This is a genomic window from Mucilaginibacter sp. L3T2-6 (assembly GCF_030519355.1).
In the GTDB taxonomy this organism is placed as follows: domain Bacteria; phylum Bacteroidota; class Bacteroidia; order Sphingobacteriales; family Sphingobacteriaceae; genus Mucilaginibacter.
The window spans coordinates 224,061-236,867 of the sequence record NZ_JAUMKC010000001.1 but is presented as its reverse complement, the minus strand read 5'-3'; the positions used below and the strand labels follow the sequence as shown (position 1 = coordinate 236,867).

Genomic DNA, 12,807 nt, shown 5'->3' with positions numbered 1-12,807 from the left:
TGAACGTTATAAACTATATTTGACCGACCATAAGGCGGCCTGCTCCGGATGAAGGATACAGCTAAAAATTTTTATATACTGCTATTTGTATTGGCGCTGCTTGTTAACTGTTCCGGCCTGAGTGTTCAGTTCTTTACAGACGACCCGGGCCTTTACGCGGCAATCAGCAAAAACCTTCTGTACAAAAAAGATTTTTTTGAACTCTTCACCTATAACCGGGACTGGCTGGATAAACCTCATTTTCCGTTTTGGGTTATACTCACCAGTTTTAAGCTCTTTGGCGTAAGTGTTTGGGCCTATCGCTTGTCAGCGCTGCTTTTCTTTTTTATCAGTTTGTTGTATACCTGGTTATTTGCAGCTAAATACTACGGCCGACAGATAGCTTTTACAGCAGTGCTGATGCTTTCCGCCACATTGCACATCCTGCTTTCGAACACAGACGTTCGCGCCGAACCTTATTTAATGGCGCTGATAATCGGGGCCATTTATCACATAAGCCAGTTGAATGACCGCTATACATTAAAACACTTAGCGCTGGCTGCGCTGCTTACAGCGTGCGCAATAATGACTAAAGGCATTTTTGTAATAATTGCCATATACGGTGCGCTATTCGGTGAATTGCTACTTAAAAAAAGGCTGAAAGATTTATTTGATTTTAAGTGGCCTGCGCTCGTTATTCTCACCTTTATCTTCACATTGCCCGAACTTTATGCCCTATATACCCAATTCGACCTCCATCCTGAAAAAACGGTTTTTGGCAGGCACAATGTTTCTGGTATAAAATGGTTTTTGTGGGATAGTCAGTTTGGGCGTTTTATAAATAGCGGCCCTATCAGCAGGGTGGAGTCGGGAAGCAAAGTATTTTATTTGCATACACTTTTGTGGGCACTTGCACCGTGGTGCCTGATATTTTATTATGCTATCTTTAAAAATATCAGCGCTATAATTAAGGGTATCAAATTGCCTGAGTATTACGCTTTAACCGGAGGTATGGTGCTGCTTATATTATTCTCCCTGTCGCGTTTTCAGTTGCCATTTTATACTAATGCGGTGTTCCCTTTATTTGCTGTTATTACAGCGCCGTTGTTAGTTAATGGATTAAGTAGAGCAGAAGAAATATTCAGGGCGGTATCACTATGGATATTTATTGTTTTACTGCCGTTAATAGTAGTAGTTTTAAACTATTTGTTGAGACCGGAAAATAATTATCTCTTTTGGGCGGGAATTGTTTTATTTGGGGCCATCGCTTTGCTAATAATCTTAAAAGTAAATGACCGCAAAATCCGGACTTTCTTTTTCGCCTGTTTGTCTGTATTATTCGCGGGTTATTATCTCAATACTGTTGTATTTAACGAGATCACGCCCTACAAAGGCGAAATAGCAGCTGCAAAGTATGTTAACCAAAAACCATTTGATAACGCCGATATTTATTCGGTTAAATTCGAGAACAATATTTTTCAATTCTATTGTAAAAAGCCGGTTAAATTTATCCCGATAGATGAGTTTGATAAATTTAATCCGGTTAGACCTACAATGTTCTATATTAACCAGCGCTCCATGGATTATCTGGTGGGAAGCCATGCTAAGTTTACTATCCTCAAAACCTTTACAACTTATCCCCAGGAAAACATTATGCCCAAGTTTATAAATAAAGCTACCCGGCCTAATGTTTTAGGCCACGTTTATTTAATCACCAAGCCGTGGAAGCATCATCTTTGATTTACTGTACCTTATACTTAAATACCTGGCGGCCTATATTGCCGTTAACGTCTATGCCCTCGATAACAACCCGGTAGGTACCTGTACCATCGGCATTGTAGAAAGCCATCGCCGCGTTGCCGTCATTGTCGGTAACAATATTTGGCTTCCAAAAAATCGTAGTGCGGTTATCCGGAAGTTTGCTTTCATCTGTTACATTATATTGAGGCGAGTAAAATTCTTTTGCCTTATAAAAGCCCTGTGGGGTGAAAGAGAATACTCCGGGGGCCGTTTCCCGGCTCTCAGTCAGCGGGTCGGAAATATTTTCTCTTGATGTGATAATAATAGCGCCCCCACCGCCCGCCATGCCGTATATAGCAGCATTATTAGGTTTTAAAATTTCAACTGTTTCAACTGTTCTCGGGGCAATTGCGTCAAGTCCGCCACGGCCTGCACCACCAATAACGCCATCAACAACAACCAGCATGGGATTGGATTGGCTGCCTGTAGCATTTGTAACCTGGGCCAATTTTAAGTAGGGAACTCCATCCACAAAATCCACATCTCGTGCAATGCCGTTTAAGGCAGTTAGCAATGATGGCGCATTCTCGATGTCTGTTCCACGTATTACCTGGTCTGCGTGGCCCGGACCACCTAAGTTAGATGAACGATAATTATCATTTTTCTTTGGGATATTCGCCCGTTCATTTTTCAGGTAGACCTTTTGGTCGTCGCTGGCTGTCATTAAACCCCCACGCTGGCTATTTTGCAATGAACCAAGTATATCGGCATTTCCATTGTAGCCAACGGCCATTTCGCTGCCCGGCCCAACAGGGGCGACAGCCGCTGGTTTATCAAGAGCAATAACTAAAGCATTCTTGCCAGATTTTGAATCAACTTTTAAAACAATGCGGCTGCCTGTCTCAAAAAACATATCTGTAAAACGAAATTTGCCTTCGGCATCTGTGGTCGCGGTTTTCAATCCGCCAGGGCCTTGTACCATGGTAACGGTTAAATTCGGCTTAGGTTCGCCAGTTCTGGTTTTTACACTTCCAGTTAAATCAATAACGCGCTCAGGTTTGTAGGTTAGCGCGGTGGCAGCCTGGTTATCGCTCAGCAATTGTTTCCATACAAAACGACGGTATCCCTGGGTTAACATCAGCGCGTCAAGGTTACTCCGTGTCTCATTAGTCATATTGGCGAAGTAATAGTTCGGATTTTCAACGTATCCTTTAAGGTCAGCAGTAAGCAACAAGCTTGTCAGTATGGTTGTCTCCGCATTTTCATCAACCGCTATTTTACTTTCGTCAACAACCGATGCTGAGAACGAGCCCCTGGCAGGGTTGCCATCTTTAGTTTTTGCATTAAGGTTTAATACAACATTTTCGCGTTTGGCATAAGTTGGCTTACTCGAAGTTATTGTCATGCCCAATATATCCTTATTCTGAACAAAGGCCAGGCGCTCACTTAATGGCTCACCGGTCTCCGAAAAAAGGGTAACCTGCACTATACCTGTCATCATATTGGCCGTAGGTATATCGAGGCCCAATACTTGGTTATCGAGTTTGGTATTTACCTTTTTTACCGAACCCGACCAATACACCAGCAGGTTAATGTCTTTATTCATATTCTCTTTGTAATAAGCCCTGTTAGCCCTTATTTCGATTCCGAGTTTAGTAGGCTCATCAGTGTTTACCGCTAAAACTATTCCTTTTGCGGCTGCCGCCGGCAAATTAACTGTCGCTTTTGAACCATCAGCATAAATCAGCTTAGCTATATATTTTTTTCCCTCCTCGGGTATAAAATCAAATGTTCCCATTCCGAAATGGCTGGATTCTATTTTTGCAACCTCCTGATCGTTGTTGTCGACAATTATTCCTTTCAGGTTTATGCCCAGACCGTCTGCACCAATAGCCTTAAATGCCACCCTGGTGTGAATATCAGTAACCAGGTTGCCTCCCTCCGGGAAAAACTGCACCGAAGGCTGACCTGTTTTTTTGGCAACCTGCAATTTGTTACTCACGCTGTTTGGCGAACCAACAGAAATATATTTCTCAAAAAAATAAGCACGATCAGCATTACGCATATAATTGGTATATGCCCGGATACGGTAACTTCCCTTTTGCAATGTATCCGGCAATGAAAAATCGCCCCAACCCACGCCGTTAGCAAGCGAAATAGCTTTGGTTTGTAACAAATTGTTACCACTTCCTATCAGGTCGACATGAAGTATGCCGCTTATGGTTGATGGTTGGTGTAGCTCACCCATAGTTACATATGCTTTAAAATATATCGTTTCACCGGCTACATAGCATGCATACGACCTGTCCAGTTGCAGGTATGCTTTTTCAATAATATGGTCGGTAATAGTAGCTTTAATTTTCGAAACGGCATTTTCTAATACCGGGCTGGTGCCCTGGCCAAATACGATTGCGTGTACTGTTACAAACAGAATGAGGGTAAAAACAATCTTTTTCATTTATGTAATAATTTTGCTGATTATGACTTCACCAACCATCTGTAATAAATATTAATCCCAGCCCGCAAAGTGTACGGTTGCCGACAACCTTAACAGAGTAATGCTATCAAAAAAACATACCGGAAAAGCAGGTAACTAAAAAAACAGGTGGTTTATAATCAATTCAATAAATATAAATATTTTTCGAGTATCAAAAATATTTCGTCGCAAAAATTATTGAACTTTTTATCAGCGCTGGTCTGAGTTTGAAAAGAGGTAGCAGAAACCTGAATTCTGAAAATTAACCAGTTAATTATTATTCAATATTTTCAAAAAGCTGCGCGTAATTCGCTGCAAGATTGTTGCGTCCTGGGTAATGATCTCAGCATCAGCCATCATATCTTGTTTTAGATAGATTGGCTTTTTTAAATCAGATGATTCCGCATTTTAAAATCAACCCTGTACTGCCGCCACTCTCAACAGGCTGGCAAGATGCAGCGATGTCAATTAATAAATTTAAAAATAGAAGCAGCACAATTCGTTTCATTTACTCCACTTTATATCTAAAAACCTGTCTCCCCAAATTGCCATCCGCATCAATACCCTCAATTACCATCCGGTAAGTGCCTTTGCCATCCGCATTAAAGTAGCTGAAAGACGCCTCGCCATCTTTATCGGTAATAACGTTCGGGTTCCAGTAAATGGTGCTGCGCAAATCAGCCATTTTTTGGTTGGTGTGCGGGTTATCGTATTGAAATATCCAGATACTATTCCTGCGGTTATCTGCAGTTTTTACGACTGCGCGATTTTGTTCTCTTGGTTGATAAATTAAGCGTATAATATTCCGCTTTAAGCTGATAGCTTATTTTTCTGCGCCTAAAACATGTAAGCTTTAAAATAAATGATATTCACTCCACCTTGTACCTGTAAACCTGCCTTCCCAGGCGCCCTTCAATATCAATCCCCTCAACTACCACCTTATAATGCCCTTTTCCATCTGCATTAAAAAAATCGAAAGAGGCTTTGCCGTCCAGGCCGGTAACTACGGTTGGGTTCCAGTAGATGGTACTGCGCAGGTCGGGTATTTTTTGGTTAGTGTGCGGGTTATCGTACTGTGGCGCGTAAAAAGTACGGGCAATATAAAAGCCCTTTGGCGTGTAGGTAACCACTCCCGGCGCATACTTGTAATAGTTGTTAATCTTGCGGCCTTTTTTTAGCGTAATAAGTATCAGTCCTGCCGAGCCTTGCGTACCGTAAATGGCAGTGCTGTGTATATCTGCCAATACTTCAACGCTTTCAACATCCGCGGTATTTATATTATCCAGCAAATTCCAGTCAGCTTCCAGCATAGTTCCGTCTACTATAACTTTCATCGGATCTTTAAATTCTGTGGTGGTCGTAAAGTCGAGCGCGCTTAGCTTTCTTACATACATATAGCCGTTCTTAAAAACTATGTTGCTGTTTAGTTTTGCCCGCAGGCATTCGGTAAGCCTGCCGCAAGCCAGCGTTTCAAGGTCTTTGGCGGTAATTACCTGGTCGGCGCTCCCTTTGCCGTTTAGGTTTTGGGAATTCGCAAATTCGTCAGGACCTTTTTTATCTTTCACGTTAACTTCTCGCAACAGCAGCGGGTGCTGGTTAATGCCGTACTTCTGCAGCTCCATGCTAAACTGCTTCGCGTTCTGAATGTATGCGGACATATCAATTTCGGCTGCGTTATTAGTTGTTAACCTGATACCGCCCGGACCGCGGCTATTATTGTTGGCTACTGGTATATTATCGGGTGTATCGATAGTCAGTTCTACGTTATCCTGACCTTTGGTTACTTTAGCCTGTACCACAAATTTTGTACTGTCGGCAAAAACCAGGTTTTTGAATGCAAATTTTCCTACAGCGTTGGTGGTAGTATCCTTAAAAAATGTACCACCTGTTTTGGCAAAAAGTGTAACCTTTTGATTGATCAGCGGTTTGCCAGCTTTCTTTACCGTTCCGGATATGGTCAAGGCTTTTTCTGGCTGATAAACCGGGGCTATGCTGTCATCACTTAATACTGGCTTCCATTCAAACCGGCGATAACCTTGGGTAAGCATCAGCAGGTCCAGGTCTGAATTGGTTTTATCGCTGATTTGGGTAAAATAGTAATTCGGCTTTTCTACATAGCCTTTCAGATCCGAAGTGAGTAACAAATCCGACAATATCGTGTTTTCGTTCAGCTCATTCACCGGCACTTTCGATTCATCAGTAACCGATACTGAAAAATTACCGACGGTAAGCAAACCAGCCTTATTTTTAGCTTCCAGGTTGATGGTTACTTTCTTGCGGGTGACATAAGCCGTTTGCGGGGATGATACATTCAGCTTTAACTGGTCATCATTATTCACAAAAACCAGTCGCTCATTTAAAGGAAGGCCATCGGCATTAAACAGGGTAAATTGCACAATTCCGGTAGGAAATTCCGATTTAGATACCGTTACATCAAACTGCTTGCTATCCTTGCTTTTTGCCGAAAAATAAACCACCCCGCCAGATTGCCCTACCAGGCTCAGCTTATCCAGAGCATTTTGTTTGCCACTTGCTACGCTGATAGTGATAGCCACCGGGTTACTATTATCGATATTGAGGTGATAGCCGTCGTCGGTAGCTTTTGGCAAATCGAGCATGCCGGTACTACCGTCGGCATAAGTGATGCTGGCCATATACGTTTTGCCTGTCACCGGCACAAACTCAAAAGCCCCCATACCCAAATGTGCAGCCGCAAATGAGGCAACAGTTTTGTGGTCGTTGTCGGTAACGGCGCCTTTTACATTCACTCCGAATCCATCCGGCGAAACCGCCTTAAAAGCAATTTTGTTTTTTACCCCATTTAGCATATACCCCCCCTCAGGCAAAAATTGCACGTCAGGCCTCACTGCGGAAACAGTGGTTTGCGGATTGCTCACCACCGCACCGCCGCTTTCCGGTACCCGGGCATCGGCAGCATTGCCAACAGGTATAGTTTTTTCAAAAGTATCGTCTCCTGCATTACGCATCAACTTTGTATATGCCCTTACGCGGTAATTGCCCGGCTTAAGCGTATCAGGCAGTGCAAAGTCGCCCCAGCCAAGGCCATTTGTCAGTTGAATTTTTTCCCATCGGCTAATTTTGTTATCACTGCTGATGAGTTCAACATTCAATACCTCGCTTTGCCTTGACAATTCATGCTTCGTGATATCGGTTACGTAAGCTTTATAATAAATGGTGTCTCCGGCGGCATAGTACGGTTTATCAAAATGCAGATAGGGTTTCTCGGTGTTAAGGCCTTTATAAGCGGTTAGTTTTGCGGTCAGATTTTTCACCAATACAGTGTCAGGTATAATAGCCGCGGTTTGATGGGGCTGAAAATCAACCGGCAACATATCTGCAACCCTAAGCCTCGACCACGCCCCTTCATAGCTCAGCGCCTGCTTGTTAAGCAGTACATTATTTTTATCGAAGATAGCACGCGGAAAATTGAAGGTGACCAGCGTATTGCCGGCATTATCAAATGAAGATATTTTCGTTACCGGTACTATATTGATCCGGTGATATTTATTGTAGCTGATATACAGTTCAGAATTTTTCAGCCCGAGTGCATATCGTCCCTTATCATCCGGTCCCGATATTAAATCCTTTTTTGAAAGTTCCCCCCGCGATAGCTGATCCGCAGTTTTTGGAAGCTTCTTTTTCTTTACCCAGTAGTTTAGCGAATCGGGGTTGGCATTCGCAGAAGCAAGGTATATTTTTAGTTTTGAGTTTATCAAACTATCCGCAGGCCTGTCAGAATTCAAGGTCAGCTGCATTGCCTTAAAGCCCTCCTGTTCCAGTTTATCATTTACCGCAGCACTTAAGAAATGAGCAGGTGAACCTTCATAAGCTTCCTGCCGGCGCTCCTGCCAGATTCGTTCCTGCCTGGCAGTGCCTTTCAGTTCCTCAAAAAGTACAAAGCCCGAATAATCCACTGCGCGCTCTTCGCCATTGCTGAGAGAAAATTTTTTTATCAGATATTTTATTTTGTAACCGAGCGCATTATTGGTAATCACCAAAAAATCATTGGCTGATGCTGTCAGGGTGCTGGTATGCTCATCGTAATGCAATGCTAGTGCACCTGGGTTTTCTATTTTGCAATCTTTAGCCCTTGCGGACGCCCCTAAAAATTCAGTTTTAAAAAGCGCCAGGTCTTTGTTGAAAACGGTTGGTGTATTTTCGGGAGATGATATATCAGGAGGCGGCACAGAGGCCCGGGGCACAAGCCTTATGGTCTGAAGCGCTATATTGTTCCCTTCCACGTCTACTTTTTGGTTGTAAGTAGCAAACCCTGGCGCCGCAATTACCAGATCATAATGACCCGGCCTGATATCTTTCAGGGCGAAGATTCCGTTTACAGGAGCCGCTTTGCTGCCAATGGTGGTATTGCTCAAAAATACCGCAGCCCCGGCCACAGGCTTATTTCCAGCCTGACTAACTACCTTACCGGTTATTGCGACCTGGCTGAAAACCGTAAACGGAAAAAAAACTATAAACAACAACAAGGCTTTGCCCATAAATTCAACATTATTGTAACGGCAAGCAATTGGCACCGCCTGCCCACAGTCAAACATCACCATCAACAGATAAGGGAGTAATAGTTAATAGCTTCTTCTCGCTGTACCCAAATTTAACTATATGCATTTGAATTAACAATTTAGGTAAGTTAATTTCCGGGGGGCGCCGGCTTATCATCACGCCCGGCACAGGTCAGTTAAATGGGTTGATTTTTAGAATTTAGGGCAACAGTACATAACCTAATTGTCCCAACTCCTCCAATGTTTTGGCTGGGTATGTCCGGCCATCTTTCAGCAGATAAACCTCGTCGCTTATATCAAGCAGATGATTGTACATATGGTCGGTTATCAGGAAGCCCTTGTTCCTTTTCTCTTCCAATAAAAATTGCTTTACATTTTCTATCTGGATGGGATTGAGATGGGTAAACGGCTCATCGAGCATGGCAAACAATGAGGAGGCTTTCACAATGATGTAAAGTTCAAGTGTTCGCCATTGCCCGCCGGATAATTGCTTTACTTTCAAATCATGCCGACCTTCAAATTCGGGAAAGCGGTTGTTCAACTCGTCAGTGCTTAGCCGGAAATCGCCCAACACCTGTTTCACTGTTAATTCCTTGGGGATGAAATTGAATTGAGGCAGGTACAGCAGCAGATCGGGCCGCTTATTAACTTTTCGCGTCACAACTCCATCAAACCTGACAGAGCTGATTGAAGATTTGAGCGAACCCAATATGATGTTCATTAAACATGTCTTACCCTGTCCGTTACGCCCCAGCAGGCCGGTTATCTTGCCGGTTTCGCATTTCAGATAAATATCACTCAAAATGCGGCGTGTGCCGAAATCAAGCTGAATACCGTCGGCTTCGAGCGTATGTATCATTTCTTATAATATGCGTAAACGTGTATTAATAGAACACCCCATAATATATAATTAAACACAGCGGCAGATATGCCTGTTATCAATTGCAGCAGTACGAATATCAGCCAAACCAAAAAATCAAATCCTGAGGTGGTAAGTACGAGCCTAAGTTTAGTGACGCCCAGGTTTTGATAATAGTACAGTTCGTTCTTTTTATAATAGATGGCTGTATAAAATATAAACATCATGCTGATTATTTTATACCAAAAAAAAACAAATACCAGCGATTGAGCATTTTTCCCCGCTAACCCCAATAAATATATACAGCTGAGCGTAACGAGAAAATTCGCTAAAAATATGTTGCCGTAAAACCTCGTGATCAGCTTGATTGTGCGTGTAAAGTACATCCCTGGTTACTTATATTTTAATCGTGTCTATTGTAAATAAGATATTACTATGAACACCAACCACAACCCGAAGTCAAAAAGCCCGATGGTGAACGCGAGCTTTTGCTTTGAAAGCCCAAGGTTTTGATAGTAGTATAACTCATTTCTCCGCGATGCCATGGCAAAAAAAATCATTAGCGCCAGGGTAATAATTTTTCCCCAGAAATAGGTACCGATTAGCTTATTGGCCTGGTCGCGGTGGGATGCAATGGCATAAACGCTGACTATCGTCACCAGAAAATTAACCGGGATTATACCTCGTGAAAAACGTTTGATCAGCTTTAAGTTGCGCATCGGTTGTGATAACGCAAATTCTGATAATAACTTATATTTTAGTTGAATTAATTTTCCTGTATAATGGTGCTTTCTTCAGCGGGGTGGCTGTCTCCGGTTTTCAGCTTCGACACCAGCCAAACCATCATCACTCCAAAAAAGGCAATGATGCCGAACGACCAGCGGATACTCGATGCATGTGCGATATAGCCCACAAACGGCGGAATCAGCAAAAAACCGGTATAACCCACGGTAGAAATTGAGGCTAACGCTGATGAGCTGCTCATGTTTTTTGATTTGCCGGCAAGGCTGAAAATCATAGGTACTACGCACGATACCCCCAGTCCGACCAGCACAAAACCCAGCATGGCTGTGACAGTAAAAGGGAGCAGCACAGCCGCCATCAATCCCGCGAAAATAAATATACCGCTAAATTTCAATACTGTTTTTATCCCGATGCGGGTTACCAGTTTATCGCCCATCAATCGCCCCGAAGTCATAGCCACCATATAGACCACAAAGGCTGCTGTTGCAGTCGCTTTTTCCGAGTGAACAGCTTTCTGAAAATAAATGGCACTCCAGTCGTACATGGCATTCTCGCAGGCCATGCTGGCAAAGCATATCAGCGAAAATTTAAGCAGGTATTTGTCGGGCAGCGAAAAAACCGGCCTTTTGCTTTGCACAATAGGTTTTTGGTCTATTGTATCCTTGATGAAATAAAGCGTAAGCACAAGCAGTGCGATGCTGGCAAATAAAAAATGGTAATGTATACCTACGCTGTAATATACCATCAGATAGCCTACTCCCGCTCCTGCAAAGCCAGCCAGGCTCCATACACCGTGGAACATGGCCATTATGGATTTGCTGTACAGCGCCTGCACAGCAACACCCTGGGTATTTATGGAAAGCGTCATAAGGTTGCGCGCCGAACCGAAACAAAACAACATCAACGCCAACTGCCAGGCGGAATTTGAGTAGCCTATTAATACGATGATAACGCATAACCACAACGAACCGAAAAGCATTACTGCCCTGCTGGTATACCGGGAAAGCAGTTTATCTGTTACAGGCATAGTAAGCATTAAACCAATGGGCATGGCAAATAATATAGTGCCTAACTGAGCCTCGTTTAAATTGAGTTGATGCTTAATAGTGGGGATGCGCGATGCCCAGGTGGAATAGCCAAAGCCGGAGATAAAATAGAAAATAGCGCACCCAATGCGCAATTGCAAAGGCGTTTTGGTAAGATTTTGCTGTCCGTCCACTTAGATATTTAGCGTTTGCTAAAATACTGTTTTGTGTCGGGATGAAAAATTTTGAAACTGCGGTGGCGTTGTAACGATGTAGTTATTGAGCAGCCAGCACCACGTCGTCAGGCTTTATCAGGCGTACTACCTGCACAAAGCGTCGCTTATAGGTCGAGTCCATTTCCGTTATTGTTACGCCATGTTCTTTGCCGGATGTGGAATGGATAAATTTAAAATCTTCTCCATTATTGCTTACAACAATGCCCACGTGGCCAATCCTGTGCTTATGCGTCGGACTGGTAAAAATGATGATATCACCCGGACGGGCATCTTCATAGCTCACCTTCTCTCCAACTCCCATAAACTCCGGCGAAGAACGCGGAACCTTGAAATTGAAATTTTTGAACACATAGTTTACAAAGCCGGAACAGTCGAAGCCTCGCTCAGGATCTGACGTTGCAGAGCGGTACCGGGTACCTATAAGCGTTTCTGCAAAATTCACAAGGCTATCAGCCGAAACGCTATCAGCAACGGCAGAATTATCGTATTGCACAATTGCACGCGGCTGCTCGTATGCAACCTCGCGGTGATGTTTTTTTGAAGATTTGCGCGCTTTAGTCGCCTTGCCTGACTTACCAGTTTTGGCGTTACGCGGCTTGCTTGCATATGCATTGCCTGCCATCAGGGCAGCCAGTAATAGGAGAGTAATCAGGGATAATTTTTGTCTCATATTTACGGCTGCAAGATATTAGAATTATCCTAAAGCCCGCAACATTTGTCAAAAAAATGTAAGCAAAACCCTGTTTAAAATCAAATAAGGTACACCGACGCTCAAAAAATAAGCACAACGCTACCACCAATAATCATCAAAGCCCCTATAGCCTGCTTCAAGCTAAGCGACTCTTTTAAAAATACCACAGCCAATACAATCGCCAGCGCCACGCTAAGTTTATCGATCGGCGCCACCAGCGAAACCTTGCCCAATTGCAACGCTTTAAAATAGCATATCCATGAAAGCCCGGTTGCGCAGCCTGACAATACCAGGAAGAACCAATTAATTTTATTAAGACCGCCTATAGCACTGGCGCTGCCCTTAAAAAATACGATTGCCCAGGCAATTAATAAGATAACTACCGTACGTATAGCAGTCGCCAAATCGGTGTCGACTCCTTTAATACCAACTTTTGCAAATATTGCAGTTAAAGCCGCAAACAGGGCCGAAAGTAAAGCATATATCCACCACATAATAAAACGATTAAGATTAACTGAT

10 protein-coding genes are annotated in these 12,807 nt (G+C 43.2%); 1 reads left to right on the top strand and 9 read right to left on the bottom strand.

The genetic code is table 11. The annotated features are described in order from the left end of the window. Window positions 1-48: 48 nt before the first annotated feature. A complete protein-coding gene (locus Q3W13_RS01140; protein ID WP_302860676.1) occupies window positions 49-1,719 on the top strand; it encodes a glycosyltransferase family 39 protein in 1,671 nt (556 codons plus the stop codon). A gap of 1 nt (window position 1,720) precedes the next feature. Here Q3W13_RS01140 and Q3W13_RS01135 read toward each other — a convergent pair whose 3' ends face one another. The 9 genes from Q3W13_RS01135 to Q3W13_RS01095 all read right to left on the bottom strand — a co-directional run bounded on the left by Q3W13_RS01135 (window position 1,721) and on the right by Q3W13_RS01095 (window position 12,782). Beyond that, window positions 1,721-4,177 (bottom strand): TonB-dependent receptor plug domain-containing protein, encoded by a 2,457-nt coding sequence (locus Q3W13_RS01135; RefSeq protein WP_302860674.1) that lies wholly within the window; start codon window positions 4,175-4,177, stop codon window positions 1,721-1,723. Between the two features lie 526 nt (window positions 4,178-4,703). Beyond that, window positions 4,704-4,880 (bottom strand): hypothetical protein, encoded by a 177-nt coding sequence (locus Q3W13_RS01130; RefSeq protein WP_302860672.1) that lies wholly within the window; start codon window positions 4,878-4,880, stop codon window positions 4,704-4,706. A gap of 184 nt (window positions 4,881-5,064) precedes the next feature. After that, window positions 5,065-8,712 carry a carboxypeptidase regulatory-like domain-containing protein gene (locus Q3W13_RS01125; protein WP_302860670.1) on the bottom strand — a complete coding sequence of 1,216 codons (3,648 nt, stop codon included), beginning with the start codon at window positions 8,710-8,712 and terminating at the stop codon, window positions 5,065-5,067. Between the two features lie 220 nt (window positions 8,713-8,932). After that, on the bottom strand, window positions 8,933-9,592 hold the full coding sequence (locus Q3W13_RS01120) for an ATP-binding cassette domain-containing protein (protein ID WP_302860669.1): 660 nt from the start codon (window positions 9,590-9,592) through the stop codon (window positions 8,933-8,935). Beyond that, window positions 9,589-9,819 (bottom strand): hypothetical protein, encoded by a 231-nt coding sequence (locus tag Q3W13_RS01115; protein WP_302860667.1) that lies wholly within the window; start codon window positions 9,817-9,819, stop codon window positions 9,589-9,591. The genes Q3W13_RS01120 and Q3W13_RS01115 overlap by 4 nt, the downstream gene beginning before the upstream one ends. Before the next feature lie 186 nt (window positions 9,820-10,005). Beyond that, the gene (locus Q3W13_RS01110; protein ID WP_302860665.1) at window positions 10,006-10,311 is read right to left on the bottom strand and encodes a hypothetical protein; all 306 of its coding nucleotides are present in this window, start codon (window positions 10,309-10,311) and stop codon (window positions 10,006-10,008) included. 47 nt (window positions 10,312-10,358) lie between these two features. Then, complete coding sequence (locus Q3W13_RS01105) at window positions 10,359-11,555, bottom strand: MFS transporter (protein ID WP_302860663.1); 1,197 nt, start codon at window positions 11,553-11,555, stop codon at window positions 10,359-10,361. Between the two features lie 82 nt (window positions 11,556-11,637). Then, on the bottom strand, window positions 11,638-12,267 hold the full coding sequence (locus Q3W13_RS01100) for a C40 family peptidase (RefSeq protein ID WP_302860662.1): 630 nt from the start codon (window positions 12,265-12,267) through the stop codon (window positions 11,638-11,640). A gap of 101 nt (window positions 12,268-12,368) precedes the next feature. After that, window positions 12,369-12,782, bottom strand: coding sequence for an EamA family transporter (locus tag Q3W13_RS01095; protein ID WP_302860660.1), 414 nt, complete (start codon window positions 12,780-12,782; stop codon window positions 12,369-12,371). Window positions 12,783-12,807: the final 25 nt, after the last annotated feature.

Coding starts and splice junctions, on each gene's coding strand:
- Q3W13_RS01135 (WP_302860674.1), bottom strand. CDS start 4,177: ATGAAAAAGATTGTTTTTACCCTCATTCTGTTTGTAACAGTACACGCA.
- Q3W13_RS01125 (WP_302860670.1), bottom strand. CDS start 8,712: ATGGGCAAAGCCTTGTTGTTGTTTATAGTTTTTTTTCCGTTTACGGTT.
- Q3W13_RS01110 (WP_302860665.1), bottom strand. CDS start 10,311: ATGCGCAACTTAAAGCTGATCAAACGTTTTTCACGAGGTATAATCCCG.
- Q3W13_RS01140 (WP_302860676.1), top strand. CDS start 49: ATGAAGGATACAGCTAAAAATTTTTATATACTGCTATTTGTATTGGCG.
- Q3W13_RS01130 (WP_302860672.1), bottom strand. CDS start 4,880: ATGGCTGATTTGCGCAGCACCATTTACTGGAACCCGAACGTTATTACC.
- Q3W13_RS01120 (WP_302860669.1), bottom strand. CDS start 9,592: ATGATACATACGCTCGAAGCCGACGGTATTCAGCTTGATTTCGGCACA.
- Q3W13_RS01100 (WP_302860662.1), bottom strand. CDS start 12,267: ATGAGACAAAAATTATCCCTGATTACTCTCCTATTACTGGCTGCCCTG.
- Q3W13_RS01095 (WP_302860660.1), bottom strand. CDS start 12,782: ATGTGGTGGATATATGCTTTACTTTCGGCCCTGTTTGCGGCTTTAACT.
- Q3W13_RS01115 (WP_302860667.1), bottom strand. CDS start 9,819: ATGATGTTTATATTTTATACAGCCATCTATTATAAAAAGAACGAACTG.